Genomic DNA, 15,508 nt, shown 5'->3' with positions numbered 1-15,508 from the left:
GTGCCGTGTACACGGGACTGGTTCCATGTACACGACCCATGACCATGGAGACAGGAGTGACCGACGTGAGTGAGTCCCACGACCCCACCCGTGCACAGGGCGCCTTCGACGACGTGTTCGCCGCCAACGACGACTACGTGGCCCGGTTCTCCCTGCACGGCCTCGAGCCCGTGGCCGCCCGGGGACTGGCTCTGGTGACCTGCATGGACTCCAGGATCGAGCCCCTGGACATGCTGGGACTCAAGCCCGGGGACGCCAAGATCCTCCGGAACGCGGGCGCCCGGGTGACCGACGACACCCTGCGTACGCTCGTCCTGGCCGTGTACCTGCTGGGCGTGGAGCGGGTCCTCGTCCTGCCCCACACGCGCTGCCGGATGGCGTCGGTGCCGAACGACGACGCCGTGCACGACCTCATCCAGGAGGAGTACGGGGTGGACACCCGGAGCCTGGAGTTCCACACCAACAACGACCAGATCGGCGCGCTCAAGCACGACCTGGAGCGGATCCGGCACCACCCGCTGCTGCCCGCGGACCTGCCGGTGGCGGGTGCGATCTACGACGTGGACTCCGGCCGGATCACCCCCGCCGACGTCTGACCCGCGGCTCCCGCCCCGCCGCACCGCCCCGCGGAGGGACCCGGCGGACGCGCCCGTGTGTGCACACGGCGCGGTCCGGGGATCTCTCCAGTGGGGACGGGTGCGGCGGGGGTGCTCCACGAGCGCGCGTCAGGCCGTTTCCTCCCCGTGTCTCGTCCGGGAATGCGGTCACCGCGGTGGCCGTTGTGATCCGGGACGGCCCCGCCGTCGAGAGGAGCACCGTGGAAGAGAACACCTACGAGATCTTCAACCGCGCACGCATGTTCATGGAGCTGGGCGACCCGATCTACGCCGCCCGCACCCTGGAGCCGATCGTCGAACACGAGCCGAACAGCCGCTCCCTCCTGGAGCTGCTCGGCCTCGCCTACTTCCACTCCGCGCAGCTCAGGAAGGCCGAGCAGACCTTCCGCAGGATCATCGAACTGGACCCGGTCGACAACTGGGCCCACATCGCGCTCGCGCGCACCCTGGAACGCCAGAGCCGCCACGAGGAGGCGTCGACCTACCGGCGCATGCACGCCGCGATGTCCGGCGGATCGCTCGACTGACCCGACCCGGGCGCCGCTCCGCCGGACCGGCGGAGCCGCCCGCGCGGTTTCCCCGACGCCCGCGCACCGGGACGGAACGCCGGTCGGCAGCGGCTACGCTGCTGAGCATGGCACGTCCCACAGCCTCCGGCAGCCCCGACCCCTCCGACGAACCCGTGTGTGTGGACCGTTCCAGCGACCGGGCCCGGGCCTGGGCCGACGAGGCGGTCCGCAGGGTCGTCGCCGACGCCAACCGCTCGGCCGACACCCACCTGCACGTGTTCCCGCTGCCGCCCGAGTGGGGCATCGACCTGTACCTGAAGGACGAGTCGGTGCACCCCACCGGCAGCCTCAAGCACCGGCTGGCGCGTTCGCTGTTCCTCTACGGGCTGGCCAACGGCTGGATCACCGAGGGCACCACGATCGTGGAGGCCAGTTCGGGCTCCACCGCCGTGTCGGAGGCCTACTTCGCGCGGTTGATCGGGCTGGAGTTCGTCACGGTCCTGCCGCGCAGGACCAGTCCGGAGAAGATCGCGCTGATCGAGCGCTACGGGGGCCGGTGCCATTTCGTCGACTCCCCGCCGGACATGTACACCGAGGCCGAACGGCTCGCCCGGGAGACCGGCGGCCACTACATGGACCAGTTCACCTACGCCGAGCGCGCCACCGACTGGCGGGGCAACAACAACATCGCGGAGTCGATCTTCGAGCAGCTCTCGATGGAGCGCTACCCGTGCCCGGAGTGGATCGTGGTGGGCGCGGGTACGGGCGGGACGTCCGCCACCATCGGCCGCTACCTGCGCTACCGGCGGCTGGGCACCCGGCTGGCGGTGGTGGACCCGGAGAACTCGGCGTTCTTCCCCGGTTGGGTGACCGGCGCGACCGACTACGCCACGGGGATGCCGTCGCGGATCGAGGGCATCGGCCGTCCGCGGATGGAGCCGAGCTTCGTACCGTCGGTGATCGACCTGATGATGCCGGTGCCCGACGCCGCGAGCATCGCCGCGATGCGGCACCTGCACGAGGTCACCGGCCTGTGCGCGGGCGGTTCCACCGGCACCAACCTGTGGGGCGTGTGGCACCTGGTGGCCAGGATGCTCCGTGAGGGCCGCAGGGGCAGCGTGGTCACCCTGATCTGCGACGGCGGCGAACGCTACCAGCACAGCTACTACGACGACGCCTGGGTGGCCGAGCGGGGCCTGGACCCCACCCCCTACCGGGCGGCCGTCGACCGACTGCTCGACAGCGGGGTCTGGGACCCGCCGCGGCCCTAGGGGTTCGGGCCGGAGCGGAGGCCCGCACGGGTTGCCCGTTCGGGAGCCCGGACACGGGCCGGGGCGTAGGCCCGAAGAGGCACGGCACGGCGCGGTCGGGGTGACCGTGCCGGGCCGTGCCTGACACCAGGGGAGGTCAGGTGTCGATGCGGGCGACGTCCAACTCCTGGGCGCCCTCCTGGATGAACCGCCGCCGGGGCGCGACCTCGTTGCCCATGAGCAGGTTGAACACCGAGGCGGCCTCCTCGGCCTGCTCCACCCGGATGCGGCGGAGGGTGCGCCGACGCGGGTCCATGGTCGTCTCGGCCAGCTGGTCCGCGTCCATCTCGCCCAGGCCCTTGTACCGCTGGACCGGCTCCTTCCAGGAGATCTTCCGCTTCTCCAGGTCCAGCAGCGTGCGCGACAGCTCGGCGTCGGAGTAGGTGTAGATATAGCGGTCCTCGGGGCGGGCACCGCGCTTGCGCCGGGTGTTGGTCAGCTCGATGCGGTGCAGCGGCGGCACCGCGGCGTACACCCGGCCCGCCTCCAGCATGGGCCGCATGTAGCGGTAGATGAGTGTGAGCAGCAAGCACCGGATGTGCGCGCCGTCCACGTCGGCGTCGGCCATGAGGATGATCCGGCCGTAGCGGGCGGCGTCGATGTCGAACGTGCGGCCCGACCCCGCGCCGACCACCTGGAGGATCGCGGCGCACTCGGCGTTCTTGAGCATGTCGGCGACCGACGACTTCTGCACGTTGAGGATCTTGCCCCGGATCGGCAGGAGTGCCTGGAACTCGGAGTCACGGGCCAGCTTGGCGGTTCCCAGCGCCGAGTCGCCCTCGACGATGAACAGTTCGCTGTGCTCCAGGCCCTCGCTGCGGCAGTCCACGAGCTTGGCGGGCAGCGCGGAGTTCTCCAGCGCGTTCTTGCGCCGCTGGGTCTCGCGCTGCTGGCGCGCCGCGAGCCGGGCCTTGGCCGCGCCGACGACCTTCTCCAGGACCGTGCGCGCCTTGGCCTTCTCGGCCTTCCTGGTGGAGGTGAGGAACTCGCGCAGCTCCTTGCCGACCACCTGGGAGACGATCCGGGAGGCCGCGGAGGTGCCCAGGATCTCCTTGGTCTGGCCCTCGAACTGCGGTTCGGGCAGGCGGACGGTGACGACCGCGGTCAGGCCCTCCTGGGTGTCGTCCTTGGTGACGGGGTCGTCGTTGGTCCTGAGCAGCTTGGTGGCGCGCAGCTGGTCGTTGATCACCCGGACCAGGGCGCGCTCGAAGCCGTTGAGGTGGGTGCCGCCCTTGGGGGTGGCGATGACGTTGACGAAGGAGCGGACGGTGGTGTCGTAGCCGGTGCCCCAGCGCAGGGCCACGTCCACGTCCAGGCGGCGTTCGACGTCGGCCGGGACCATGTGCCCGGCGTCGTCCAGGACGGGGACGGTCTCGGTGAAGGTGCCCGAGCCCTGGATGCGCAGGACGTCGCTGACCGGCTCGTCCGGGGCGAGGAAGGTGCAGAACTCGCTGATGCCGCCGTCGAAGCGGAACTCCTCGGTGTAGGCGGGCTCACCGTCGGTGCGCTCGTCGCGCACCGCGATGGTCAGGCCGGGGACGAGGAAGGCCGTCTGGCGGGCGCGGTCGAGGAGGGACTCGCGGGCGATCTCGGCGCCCTTGAGGAAGATCTGCGTGTCCGGCCAGAAGCGGATCCGGGTACCGGTGATCTTCCTGGCGACCTTGCGGATCTGTTCCAGGCCGGAGACCGGGGTGAACTCGGCGTCGGGTCCGGCCCCCGCGAAGCGGCCCGGGATACCCCGGCGGAAGCTGATCGCGTGGGTGTGCCCCTGGCGGTCGACCTCGACGTCGACCCGCGCGGACAGGGCGTTGACGACGGAGGCGCCGACACCGTGCAGACCGCCGGAGGCGGTGTAGGAGCCCGAACCGAACTTGCCCCCCGCGTGAAGCTTGGTCATGACCAGCTCGACACCGGACAGGCCGGACTTGGGTTCGACGTCCACCGGGATGCCCCGACCGTCGTCGCTGACGGAGACGGAGCCGTCGGCGTGGAGCGTGACGTCGATCCGGCCGCAGAAGCCGCCCAACGCCTCGTCGACGGAGTTGTCGATGATCTCCCACATGCAGTGGGTCAGGCCACGGCTGTCGGTGGAGCCGATGTACATGCCCGGCCGCTTGCGCACCGCCTCCAGGCCCTCCAGGACCGACAGGTGCCGAGCGGAGTAATCCTCGGGGTCGTGGACGGCTGCGGTCAAGGCGGTCACTCGGACATCTCCTGCGTCTTGAGGGCCTTCGGAGCTCTGATGCGGTGCGTGCCCTTTGTACCGCGCCGCACCGACGAAAGGGGGCAGGCCACGGCGTGCCGGTCGGTTTTCCACATGGTGGATGGACGGGGTCGTGGGCCGCCTGAGTGGCGCGTCCGGCGTCGTCGCCGGGGGCCGCCCGTGTCGGGCCGCGTGAACGCGGCGACGGGTGCTGCCCCGCGCGAGACTACCACCTCCTGTGGATGCGACCTGGATACTCCCGCTTTCTGGGGATGCCGGAGCCGCACAGGGGGTATCACCAAGGCAGGGAACTGACAGAGAGCCACAAAGACCCCATCTCGTTCATCCGTGGAACCAACCGGACGGATTCCGCTGTCGGCGTACACCCGAACCGGTTGGGAACGTCTGGGGCCGGTTAGATGTTCTCAGAGGTGACTAACGCCGAGTATTGAGGATGGCGAAGTGACTGGAACCCTTGCCCCCACCCAGCAGCTGACGGCTGCCGACCGTTGCGACCGCTGCGGTGCACAGGCGTACGTCCGAGTGCTCTTGAACTCCGGCGGCGAGCTTCTCTTCTGCGCGCACCACATGCGCAAGCACGACGAATCCCTTCGCAAGATCGCCTCGGACATCCAGGACGAGACGGACAGGCTCCACGAGAGCAAGGCCACCGCCGACGAGCGTTAGCCACGAACGGACAACTCCACATGGAAGCACGGAGGTGCGGCGGCCCCGGAAGGGGTCGCCGCTCTCCGTCGTTCTAGGCCGCGGCCACCCGGAAGTGGTAGCGGTCCACCGCGGTGAACCCCGCCCGTTCGTAGGCCCGCAGCGCCGCCGTGTTGTGTTCCGCCACGCACAGGTAGGCGCGCTCGGCGCCCCTGCCCCTCCCCCACGCGAGCAGCGCGTCGACGATCCCTCCGGCGAGCCCGCGTCCCCGCGCCCGCGGATCCGTGAGCATGGCCAGCAGCCCCACCCACCCCTCGTCGACCGACGCGCACCCCCGGGCGGCTCCCGAGGACTCCAGGGCGTACCCCATGACCGGGACGCGGTCCATGATCCGGTGCTGGCCCTCCGCGACCCGGGGGTCGACGCCCTCCGCCGACCACAGCGCCCGCCAGCGGGCGTCCGGACGCGCCGAGACCTCGAACCGGTCCCCCGGATCCTCGGCGTCGCCGATGTCGCGCGCCATGACCAGGGCCGGGTGCGTCAACCGGTAGCCCCGCCCGGCCAACTCCCGGTCGAGCTCGCCCGCCCCGCCCCAGACGTGTACGGCCGGGGGAGCCCCGCGCTCACGGTAGAACCGCTCGACGGTCTCCGGCCGCGCGGCGGACCCGTCCAGCGGCACCGCCGAGTTGGCGCGGAAGGTCACCCCCGCCGCGTAGCCCAGGCGCCACCCGTCGGTGAGGCGCACCTCCTCCGACGGCCAGTCCCGGGCGATCCTCCGTGCCCACGCGTGCATCCCGAACCCCTCCACCGTTCCGATGATCCGACGAGCCTAGCCCGGACCCCGTACCATGACAGGGCCGATCCGGCCGTCACCCGCAGTACCAGGGAAGTTCCACCATGCTCATCTTGCTGCCGCCGTCCGAGGGCAAGGCCACCTCCGGTGAGGGGCCGCTTCTGGCCCCGTCCGCACTGACCCTCCCCGAGCTCTCCGACGCCCGCGAGGAGGTCAGGGCGGCGCTGACCGAGGTGTGCTCGGGCCCCGAGGACACGGCCCTGGAGGTCCTGGGCCTGTCCCCCGGTCAGGTGGACGCGCTCAAGCGCAACCTGGACCTGGCCACCGCGCCGACCCTGCGCGCCGCCGAGCTGTACACGGGCGTGCTCTACGACCGTCTGGGTCTGCCCTCACTGCTCGACTCGCCCGCCGCCGAGCGCACGCGCCAGCGCGTCCTGGTGTTCTCCGGCCTGTGGGGCGTGGTGGGCCCCGAGGACCGGCTGCCGCCCTACCGGCTGTCCATGGGTGTCAAACTGCCCCCGTTGGGCGGCCTGGGGGCGTACTGGCGGCGTGCGATGAGCGGCCCGCTGGGCACACTGGCCGAGGACCGGTTGTTGGTGGACTGCCGCTCGTCCGCCTACGCCGCCGCGTTCCGGCCGAAGGGGGGCGCGGCCGAGCGCACGGTCGCGGTCCGGGTCCTGCGTGAGCGGGTCGTCGACGGACGGACCCGCCGTTCGGTGGTCAGCCACATGGCCAAGGCCACGCGGGGCGAGATCGCGCGCGCACTGCTGGCCGAGGGCGTGGACGCCGCCACCCCGGACGCGTTGGTGACCGCCCTGCGCGACCTCGGGCACACGGTGGAGCTCCAGCCCGCGACCAGGCCGGGGACCGCACGCACGTTGGACGTCGTCGTCCGCGACTGAGTCCCCGGCGAGGCCGGGCGCGGACACACGTGCGGGGGGACGACCGTCGCGGTCGTCCCCCCGCACGCCTTTATCCCGCACCTACACCCCGGGTGACAGCATGGCTGCCGTCGGATGGACGTCGACACACCCTGGAACACATGGGGAAGAGCCCGGCGCGCCCGAGGACACGCGGGGATCGCCACACCCGCGGGCGGCGGGGCGACAGCGGACCGGTGTGCCGTCCCGAGGGATCGGGACGGCACACCGGGAACGGCCTCTCAGGTCGTCACTGCCCGGACCGGCCTAGTCCAGGTAGTCACGGAGCACCTGCGAACGCGACGGGTGACGGAGCTTCGACATCGTCTTGCTCTCGATCTGCCGGATGCGCTCGCGGGTGACCCCGTAGACCTTGCCGATCTCGTCTAAAGTCTTCGGCTGGCCGTCGGTGAGACCGAAGCGCATGGAGACCACGCCGGCCTCGCGCTCGGACAGGGTGTCCAGGACCGAGTGGAGCTGTTCCTGGAGGAGCGTGAAGCTGACCGCCTCGCCCGGCTGGATGGCCTCGGAGTCCTCGATGAGGTCACCGAACTCGCTGTCGCCGTCCTCGCCCAGCGGGGTGTGCAGGGAGATGGGCTCGCGGCCGTACTTCTGGACCTCGACCACCTTCTCCGGGGTCATGTCCAGTTCCTTGGCCAGCTCCTCCGGGGTGGGCTCGCGGCCCAGGTCCTGGAGCATCTGGCGCTGGACGCGGGCCAGCTTGTTGATGACCTCGACCATGTGCACCGGGATGCGGATGGTGCGCGCCTGGTCGGCCATCGCGCGGGTGATCGCCTGGCGGATCCACCACGTGGCGTAGGTGGAGAACTTGAAGCCCTTGGTGTAGTCGAACTTCTCCACCGCGCGGATCAGACCCAGGTTGCCCTCCTGGATCAGGTCCAGGAACAGCATCCCGCGCCCGGTGTAGCGCTTGGCCAGCGACACGACCAGTCGGAGGTTGGCCTCCAGCAGGTGCTTCTTGGCCCGGCCGCCGTCCTCGGCGATCCACTCCAGCTCGTCGCGCAGCTCGAAGCTGAGGCTGTCGCCCTCCTCGGAGAGCTTCTCCTCGGCGAACAGGCCGGCCTCGATCCGCTTGGCGAGCTCGACCTCCTGCTCGGCGTTGAGCAGCGGCACCTTACCGATCTGCTTCAGGTAGTCCTTGACCGGGTCCGCGGTGGCACCGGCCGCGACCACCTGGGCGGCGGGGGCGTCGTCGTCATCGTCGTACAGGACGAAGGACTCGTCCTCGGACTTGGGCGCGGTGGGCGCGCCGACGGCCTCGGGCTTGGCCGGCTTGGCGTCCTTGTCCGCGGCCTCGGCCGGGTCCTCGACCAGCTCAAGCTCGGCGCCGGTGTGTTCGAGGTCGTCCAGCCCCTCGTCCGCGAACTCCCCCGTGGGCGCGAGTTCGAGGTCCTTCTTGGCCGACTTCTTGGTGGCGGTCTTCTTGGTGGTGGTCGCCTTCTTGGCCGCGGTCTTCTTCGGCGCCGCCTTCTTGGCGGTCGTCGTCTTCTTGGCCGCGGTCTTCTTGGCGGCCGTGGTGCCGGTGGGGGCGTCCTCGGCATCGTCCGAGCCGACGACGGCGGTGACCGTCTCCGGCTGTTGCTGGGCGGCCGCGGCGCGCGCGGGCTTGGCCGACCGCGTGGCCGTGGTCTTGGTGGTCTTGGTGGACCTGGTCGAGGTGGACCGCGTGGTCGCCGTCTTGCGCCGGGGAGCCTTGCGCCGCGAGGAGGCCGACTCGGGCACTCGTACGGTCACGTCCTCCTTGGCGAGGATGCGAAGCACGGACTGCGCCTGCGACATCGGGATTTCGGCCTCTTCGAAGGCACGGCGCACGTCCTCGGGCTCAAGATAGCCCTGGGACCGCCCACGCTCGATCAGCTGCTGAATGACGGGCTCTTGCAGTGACTCGGACTGCTTCGAGCGAGTCGAACTGGCAGATGACACAAACACCTCTCGAACGGACGTGTGGCGAGATTGTCGGACCCGGTGGTCCGCCTGGCCGGGACCGGGCGCGAGCCCTCTCCCACCTGCGGCCTGGGATCGTCCCCACTGGGGCGGGGAAGCCGTTTGTCTATCAAGCGTATGCGCTCTTGGAGGTCATCCCCCTGGAGGATCACCCCCGCGTCGCGGGGCGGAACGGCTTCTTCACTGTAGGCAAGGCAATGGACTTGTTCGTACGGTCTACCGCTCCGACGCGGAGTCGATCACCGGAAGCTGAACGGCGAGCAGTGTGACGTCGTCGTCCTGCTCGTACCCTTCGAGCATGCTCTCAACAAGGTACTCCAGCATCTGATGTGGGTCGCCCACAGCCTCCGACGGCGCCGAGGCGGCCACACGGACCAACTCGTCGAGACCGGAGGCGACGGACCTTCTGCGGTTCTCAACCAGACCATCGGAGTACAGGGCCACGGTGTTACCGGGTTGCACGAAGAATTTGTGGTGACCTCGGGGAGCGCTGACGCCGAGCGGCGTGTCGGGTTCCCCCTCGAGCAGTGAGGGGCCCGCGTTTCCCGCGAGCACGAGCGGGGGCAGGTGGCCCGCGTTGCTGAGGTCCAACTGGCCGGTGACCGGGTCGAGGACGAAGTAGACCAGGGTGGTGACCTGGTCCATCCCCTCGGTGGCGTCGAACATCCGGTCCAGCCCGGTGAGGACGTCGGCGGGTTCGGGCATGTTGAAGGCCAGGGCGCGCAGCGCGTTGCGGATACGGCTCATCCCCGCGGCGGCCGGGATGCCCTTGCCCATGACGTCGCCGAGCACGCCGGCGACGCGACCGCAGGGCAGCGGGAAGGCGTCGTACCAGTCGCCGCCCACCTGTACGTGCTGGGAGCCCGAGCGGTAGTAGGCGGCCAGGCGCACCCCCTGGACCTCGGGGAGTTCCTCGGGCAGGAGGCTGTGCTGGAGCGCCTGCGCGGTGTCGTGCTCGCGCTCGTAGAGCTGGGCGCGTCCGACGGCCAGGGCGCACTGTCCGGCGAGCGCCTCCAGGAAGACGCGTTCCTCGTCGGTGACCTCGCGCGGTGCCGTGAAGGACAACCGCAGCGCGCCGATGGTCCGGCCGGCGATGGCCATCGGCAGGGCGACCCAGGCGCGTTCCGGGGTGGCCTCGACCAACTCGTCGATCTCCGGCGCGTCCTCGAACAGCGCGCGCAGCTCGGCCGGGTTCGCGGCCAGGCACGGAGCCTGGTCGGCGACGGCGCGGGCGGCGGGGTCGGGGTGCTCGAGCGGGAACGAGGCCCGGGGCGGCGCGTGGGCGTTCTCGGCGGCCATGGTGCGCAGGCGGAGGCGGTCGCGGTCGTACAGGACGACGCGGGTGTGGTCGGCGCCCACACCGGAGCGGCCGATCTCGGACACGACCCCCACCACGTCGTCGACGGTGAGCGCCTCGGCGAGGTCGGAGGTGGCCTTCTGGAGGCGGGCGGTGCGCATGGCCGCCTCGCTGAGCTGCTGGTTGAGCCGTTGGCGGAGTTCGTCGGCCTCGCGTTCGGTGGTGACGTCCACGAACGTGCCGATCCACTCGACGGTTTCGGTCCCGTCCTTGATGGGGTTGGCGCGCGCCCGGTAATGGTGGTATCCGCCTGAGCGGGTCCGCACGCGGAACATGGCGTCGAAGGGGGTCATGTCGAGCACGGCATCGTTCCAGGCCCGCTCGACCCGGGTGCGGTCGTCGGGGTGGATCGCCCCGAGCCAGCCCCGGCCGAGGTAGGATTCGACGTCCTGGCCGGTGACGGACCGCCACTGGGGGCAGTCCTCGTGCATGTCTCCGCCGGGTCCGGCCGCCCAGACGATCTGGTGGCCCGCCTGGAGCAGGGCGCGCAGCCGCCGCTCGTCACGCCGGGCGGCCGCGGACTCGTGGTCCCGCGCGGCGATGAGTCCGACCTGTTCCTCCCCGGTGTCGGGATCGGTGACCGGGAACCAGGTCAGGTCCCATGCCTCCCCCCGGGAGGTCAGGAACCGGTCCCGGACCGTGCCCCCGCCCTCGCGCACGGCGGACAGGGAGGCGCGCTGGGCCGCGGCTCCGGCCGGGTCACCCGAGTCCTCCAGCAGTTCGGCGGGGGTCCGGCCGAGGCACTGGGCCGGAGCGACGCCGAACATGGTGGCCAGCTGCTGGTTGACGGTCCCCAGCCGATCGTCCGAACCGATCAGGGCGAATCCGACGGGGGCCTCGGTGAGAAGCGATTTCACCGCGTCTGGCAGTTCCGCCCCCTCGATCCGGGGTGGCGGAATGGACGTCTCGGCGCTCACCTGCTCGACACCTCCGGAACCGTCGGACTCCCCACCCGTTTTCGTTGGGGACGCGACTCCTCTCGGCCGCTGTCACCGCTCAAGCATAAGACACACCCGCCCTCGCGCAACGGCCCCTGTGGACGGCCCGACCCGGGCCCGGAAGGTCAGGTCCGCCCCACACCCCGCCCGCGAAACGGTCAACCGGCCGTTTTCCCCCGGCGTTTCGCCGCCGTCTCCACGCCCTGTGACGTGTGACCGGTTTCCGGCGCGAACTCCGAAACCAGGTTGTTATATGCCTGAAAAGTCCAATTCGCCCCGTTGAGCTGCGTTGATGGGGAGACCAGAGTAAACGCTGTCTCCCCGAGGTTTTGTCAACAGCGCACCGCGACGGGGGTTGACAGTCCGTTCAGAACAAGTGGAATGGGTGGAGGTCACCGTCCAGGCCATCTTCCAGCAAGGGGTGTGAGCGAGAATGCTCCAGACCTTCCCGATCCAGGATCTCAGGCGGATCTCGGCGAGGCTCCACAACGAGTTCAGCGACCTGTCCCATCGTTGTGTCGAGCGCTGTGTCAGCGACACGTGGAACTGTGTCGAGCACCTGGGCATCGCGGTCACCCCGCACCTGGTCGAGAGGGTCGCCCGCGAGCACCTGGAGGCGATGGTCAACTCCGTGCCGCCCTCCCATCCCGGCGGTGCCGCGCGGCGCCGCCTCCCCGGCCACGGGGCGGTTCCCCGGCCGCGCTGACCGGCCCGGCCGGGGCGGTGCCGCCGGACTCCGGGCGGGGCCACGTTCCGTCGGTACTGGCATACCCTCGGGTGGTGCCCACCCCTGAGCCTCCCACCGGACCCGAACCCGTCCCCGGCTCCGTCTTCGACGAGATGCTGCGCGCCGCCAGAGCCCTGTTGGCCATGCGCGATCCCCTGGACGCGGAGCTGGCCTTCAGCGAGATGCTCGGCACCTGGTGGGGGGAGCGCGTCCCCGGTGTGGACGTCGAACGGCTGCTCGGCGAGGGACTGGTCGCCCACGCCACCGCCTCCGGAAACCCGGCGGGGTTGGGCGTGTTGGCCGCGGTCAGCGCCCTGGGCACCTCCCCCGCCCAGCGGCACCTGGCCGAGCAGGGGATGATCGCGCTCCGGGAGCGCGGCCTCCAGGTGCCCGAGTGGGCCTCCCAGCTCGGCGCCGTCACCCCGCTGGCCGCCTACGTCCACGGCGACGGGTTCGGCGACACCGACGACATCGTGTGCGTGTTCGGCCGGGGACGGAACCGGGGCGCGGCCCCACCGCCGGAGCACGCCCTCATCCTGGTGGTGGACCACAACGGCGGCGGGCTCCTGCGCGACGCGTGGGTCACCGCCAAGGTCGACCAACTGCTCGACCAGTGCCGCGCCCGGGCGGAGAAGGACGACTTCACCCGGTTCTCCCAGATGGACCTCGGCACGGCGCGCGCCCTGCTCACCCGCGCCCTGGAACGGACCGACCTGGTCGTGGCGGGCGCGTCCGCCGACCCCGGCGCGGGCCCCACGGTGCCCGCCGTCGGTCTGGGCGCGGCCGACCTCACCGGCGGTTCCCTGGCCGCCCACTACGCCCTCGCCCGCTCCCGGATCCGGGCGCTCCCGACCCCGAACACCGCCGCCCCACCGGTCCCGGTGTGGCGGCGCGACAGCCGCGCCGTGCTCGCGGCGCGCTTCCTGGCCTCGGACGAGGCCGCCGGGCTCTCGGACTCCTACGCCGCCAGCCGCTGCGTCGACCACATCATCGCCTACGGCTGCGACGTGGACTCCGGACGGCCGCTGCGGGTCAGCCCCCGCAAGGTGGAGACGTTCCTGCTGCACTGGCTGCCCGGTCGCGTGGTGCTGCTGCCGGAGGAGCAGGAGGCGATGCCGCACGTCCTGGCGGCGTGGGTGCGCTGGGCGGGCGCGCTCACGCGGCTGCCCGAAGCCGCCCTGGGCGCCACGCTCGACGCCGTGTGGGACTCCACCGGCCCCTTCGTGCGCACCTACCGGGACCCGGCCCGCCCGCTGGGGCTGCGTCAGGAGGCGGTGCGCCGTCTGCTGCCCGACGGGGACTTCGCCGCGCTCGCGCGACGGATGTTCGCGTTCCCGCTGCTGGCCAGTGAGATCGTCACGGGCGCCCCGGAGGAGTTCGACCCCGCCACCCAGCGCGGTCGCCGGGCGCTGCTCCGCCTGGACCACTACGGCGAGTACGAGGCGGCCACCCCGCACAACGGCCGCCACTCCAGCGGACAGGACCACTGGTACCGTCCGGTGACCGGGACCGACCCCGAACGCGAGCGGGAGCTGGACCGGCACGAACGGCTCGCCGAGCGGCTCTGGCACGGGCGTCCCGCGCACCTGTGGCGGGCCGCACGGCGCCTGCTCGACCGGGGTATGGACCGACCCACCGTACTGGCCGCCCTGAGCACGGAACTGGAGGCGGCCTCCGACGAGACGGACCTGCGCCGCCGCCTGGACTCGCTCTGAGCCCCGGCCGAGCCCGCAAGGCCGTGTGAGCCGCGAGGGGCGTACGGGGTCCTGCAAGACGAGGCAGGCCGCAAGCGAGGAACGAGCGACCGGCGAAGCCGAGGAGGAAGGATCCCCGTTCTCCACGCCCCGAGCCCCGGCCGAGCCCGCGAGGCCGTGTGAGCACGGCTCAGCGCAGCATGCGTTCCCGCAGCCGCTCCACGGTGCCGTCGGAGATCTGGAGCCCCCCGGTGACGTAGGAGTCGAAGGACCCGTACACCTCGTCGATGCGGGACAGCGCGGTGTCCAGGTACTCGGGGCGGACCCGCGTCATCGGCGCCAGGTCCTCCCAGTCGAGCCCGCTGTTCGCCGACAGCTTGCGCATCCACCGTTCGGTGCTCTCCTGGCGCCCGTTGCTGACCAGGTAGTCGGCGACGATCGTCGCGTGGTCGACCCCCAGCAGGCGCAGGATCAGGGCCGCCCCCCAACCGGTGCGGTCCTTGCCCGCGCTGCAGTGGAAGACAAGGGCGGTGGGGCCCCCGGCGGCGCGCTCGACCAGGTCGCGGTAGCCCTCCAGGGCCGTGGTGTCCGTGACCAGTGCACGGTAGACGGCGTGCATGAACCGCTCGGCCGCGCCGTCGCCGAACGTGGCGCGGGCGGCCTGGGGGTCGGCGAGTACGTCCTCGAGGTTGGCTCCGACCGTGTCGGGGTCCTGCACGGCCACGGCGGCGTACTCCGCGCCTTCGGGCGTGATGTCGGGCAGACTCGCCCGCGCGCGGGGCGTGCGCAGGTCGACCAGCTGGCGGATGCCCAGGCCGTGGTAGACGGGCAGGTCCTCGTCGGCGATCGAGTGCAGGGCGTCGGAGCGGAAGAGGACCCCGGTGCGGACCGTGTGCCCCGAGGTGGTGCGATGGCCGCCGAGGTCGCGGAAGTTGGGGGCGCTGGGGAGGATGAATCCGTCTTTTGTCACGTCCGTGACGATACCCATCCACCCCAGCACCGGGTCGGACCACGTCCGACATTCCGGGGAAGCGGGTCTTAACGGGGCGGCTCGGCCTCGCGCATGGCGGTGATCGCCTCGCCCGCCTCCTTGACGTCCTTGGCGGTGTCCACCCCGCGCCAGAAACCGTCGATGCGGTAGGCGGTCAGTCGACCCTCCTTGGCCAGCTCGGGGAAGGTGGAGGACTCGTGGTCTCCCTTGGTCGGCAGCAGGGGCGTGATCCCCGGCTCGAACAGGTAGACCCCGGCGTTGATCCACACCGGCAGCAGCGGGCTCTGGGTGAACCCCTCGATCCGGTCCTGGTCGTCGACGTCGACGATCCCCCAGGTGGTACGGAACCGCGACAGGGCCAGGGTGGCCAGACCGCCGCGCTCACGGTGGTGGGCGGTCATCGCGTCGAGCGGGAACCAGGTGAGCACGTCCCCGTTGAGCGCGAAGTAGGGCGCCTCCCGGTCGCGCAGCCCGGTGGCGGCGTAGCGGAGCGCGCCGCCCCGGCCGAGCGGCTCGTCCTCGACCAGCAGGGTGATCCGCGGCCCCTCCGTCCGGGCGGACAGGTGGTCACGCAGCACCTCGGCCTTGTAGCCGCAGGAGACGACGACCTGCTCGACGCCGTGGGAGGCCAGCCACTCCAGCTGGTAGTCGATGATCGGGCGCCCGGCTACCTCGACCATCGCCTTGGGGCGGGTGTCGGTGTAGGGCCGCAGCCGCGTGGCCTGGCCACCGGCGAGGATGAGCGCCTGGGTGACGGGAGGCGCGGAAGGTGAGGGTGTCGCGGTCATGGACCGGACCATAGCAGTCGGGCGCACGGG

The 15,508-nt window shown here is 71.3% G+C and carries 13 protein-coding genes; 7 read left to right on the top strand and 6 right to left on the bottom strand.

Going from position 1 to position 15,508, the window contains the following annotated elements:
* The first annotated feature begins 65 nt into the window (after positions 1-65).
* From DVR05_RS19245 to DVR05_RS19235, 3 genes are all read left to right on the top strand, one after another.
* Positions 66-596, top strand: a complete 531-nt coding sequence (locus DVR05_RS19245) for a carbonic anhydrase (RefSeq protein WP_232832220.1) — start codon at positions 66-68, stop codon at positions 594-596.
* A 221-nt stretch (positions 597-817) separates the two neighbouring features.
* The gene (locus tag DVR05_RS19240; protein ID WP_116247339.1) at positions 818-1,144 is read left to right on the top strand and encodes a tetratricopeptide repeat protein; all 327 of its coding nucleotides are present in this window, start codon (positions 818-820) and stop codon (positions 1,142-1,144) included.
* 107 nt (positions 1,145-1,251) lie between these two features.
* Positions 1,252-2,397, top strand: coding sequence for a PLP-dependent cysteine synthase family protein (locus DVR05_RS19235; protein ID WP_116247297.1), 1,146 nt, complete (start codon positions 1,252-1,254; stop codon positions 2,395-2,397).
* Positions 2,398-2,533: 136 nt separating this feature from the next.
* Here the strand turns inward: DVR05_RS19235 and DVR05_RS19230 are convergent, their stop codons facing one another.
* Positions 2,534-4,639 (bottom strand): type IIA DNA topoisomerase subunit B, encoded by a 2,106-nt coding sequence (locus DVR05_RS19230; RefSeq protein ID WP_116247296.1) that lies wholly within the window; start codon positions 4,637-4,639, stop codon positions 2,534-2,536.
* A gap of 462 nt (positions 4,640-5,101) precedes the next feature.
* Between DVR05_RS19230 and DVR05_RS19225 the strand changes: the two genes are divergently transcribed.
* Positions 5,102-5,326, top strand: a complete 225-nt coding sequence (locus DVR05_RS19225; protein ID WP_017597872.1) for a hypothetical protein — start codon at positions 5,102-5,104, stop codon at positions 5,324-5,326.
* Between the two features lie 73 nt (positions 5,327-5,399).
* Here DVR05_RS19225 and DVR05_RS19220 read toward each other — a convergent pair whose 3' ends face one another.
* Positions 5,400-6,098, bottom strand: coding sequence for a GNAT family N-acetyltransferase (locus DVR05_RS19220; protein ID WP_116247295.1), 699 nt, complete (start codon positions 6,096-6,098; stop codon positions 5,400-5,402).
* Positions 6,099-6,202: 104 nt separating this feature from the next.
* Here DVR05_RS19220 and yaaA point away from each other — a divergent pair, with 104 nt between their 5' ends.
* Positions 6,203-7,000: a peroxide stress protein YaaA gene (gene yaaA, locus DVR05_RS19215; RefSeq protein WP_116247294.1), complete on the top strand. Its 798-nt coding sequence runs from the start codon at positions 6,203-6,205 to the stop codon at positions 6,998-7,000.
* Positions 7,001-7,285: 285 nt separating this feature from the next.
* On the opposite strand, the gene DVR05_RS19210 is transcribed toward yaaA, so the two are convergent.
* The gene (locus tag DVR05_RS19210) at positions 7,286-8,962 is read right to left on the bottom strand and encodes an RNA polymerase sigma factor (RefSeq protein ID WP_116247293.1); all 1,677 of its coding nucleotides are present in this window, start codon (positions 8,960-8,962) and stop codon (positions 7,286-7,288) included.
* 237 nt (positions 8,963-9,199) lie between these two features.
* Positions 9,200-11,257 carry a SpoIIE family protein phosphatase gene (locus tag DVR05_RS19205; RefSeq protein WP_198659245.1) on the bottom strand — a complete coding sequence of 686 codons (2,058 nt, stop codon included), beginning with the start codon at positions 11,255-11,257 and terminating at the stop codon, positions 9,200-9,202.
* Positions 11,258-11,711: 454 nt separating this feature from the next.
* On the opposite strand from DVR05_RS19205, the gene DVR05_RS19200 reads away from it, so the two are divergent.
* Positions 11,712-11,984 (top strand): hypothetical protein, encoded by a 273-nt coding sequence (locus DVR05_RS19200; RefSeq protein ID WP_116247291.1) that lies wholly within the window; start codon positions 11,712-11,714, stop codon positions 11,982-11,984.
* Positions 11,985-12,118: 134 nt separating this feature from the next.
* Positions 12,119-13,720 (top strand): hypothetical protein, encoded by a 1,602-nt coding sequence (locus tag DVR05_RS19195; RefSeq protein ID WP_116247338.1) that lies wholly within the window; start codon positions 12,119-12,121, stop codon positions 13,718-13,720.
* A gap of 169 nt (positions 13,721-13,889) precedes the next feature.
* Here DVR05_RS19195 and DVR05_RS19190 read toward each other — a convergent pair whose 3' ends face one another.
* Positions 13,890-14,687, bottom strand: a complete 798-nt coding sequence (locus DVR05_RS19190) for a tyrosine-protein phosphatase (RefSeq protein ID WP_116247337.1) — start codon at positions 14,685-14,687, stop codon at positions 13,890-13,892.
* A gap of 50 nt (positions 14,688-14,737) precedes the next feature.
* Positions 14,738-15,478: a nucleotidyltransferase family protein gene (locus tag DVR05_RS19185; RefSeq protein ID WP_116247336.1), complete on the bottom strand. Its 741-nt coding sequence runs from the start codon at positions 15,476-15,478 to the stop codon at positions 14,738-14,740.
* Positions 15,479-15,508: the final 30 nt, after the last annotated feature.

It is taken from the genome of Nocardiopsis sp. FIRDI 009 (assembly GCF_003386285.1).
Classification (GTDB): Bacteria; Actinomycetota; Actinomycetes; order Streptosporangiales; family Streptosporangiaceae; genus Nocardiopsis.
This window is presented reverse-complemented; position numbering and strand designations above follow the sequence as displayed.

Excerpts from the sequence above, each read along its gene's own strand:
- DVR05_RS19235 (WP_116247297.1), top strand. The coding sequence starts at position 1,252 with ATGGCACGTCCCACAGCCTCCGGCAGCCCCGACCCCTCCGACGAACCC.
- DVR05_RS19220 (WP_116247295.1), bottom strand. The coding sequence starts at position 6,098 with ATGCACGCGTGGGCACGGAGGATCGCCCGGGACTGGCCGTCGGAGGAG.
- yaaA (WP_116247294.1), top strand. The coding sequence starts at position 6,203 with ATGCTCATCTTGCTGCCGCCGTCCGAGGGCAAGGCCACCTCCGGTGAG.
- DVR05_RS19200 (WP_116247291.1), top strand. The coding sequence starts at position 11,712 with ATGCTCCAGACCTTCCCGATCCAGGATCTCAGGCGGATCTCGGCGAGG.
- DVR05_RS19195 (WP_116247338.1), top strand. The coding sequence starts at position 12,119 with ATGCTGCGCGCCGCCAGAGCCCTGTTGGCCATGCGCGATCCCCTGGAC.
- DVR05_RS19190 (WP_116247337.1), bottom strand. The coding sequence starts at position 14,687 with ATGGGTATCGTCACGGACGTGACAAAAGACGGATTCATCCTCCCCAGC.
- DVR05_RS19185 (WP_116247336.1), bottom strand. The coding sequence starts at position 15,478 with ATGACCGCGACACCCTCACCTTCCGCGCCTCCCGTCACCCAGGCGCTC.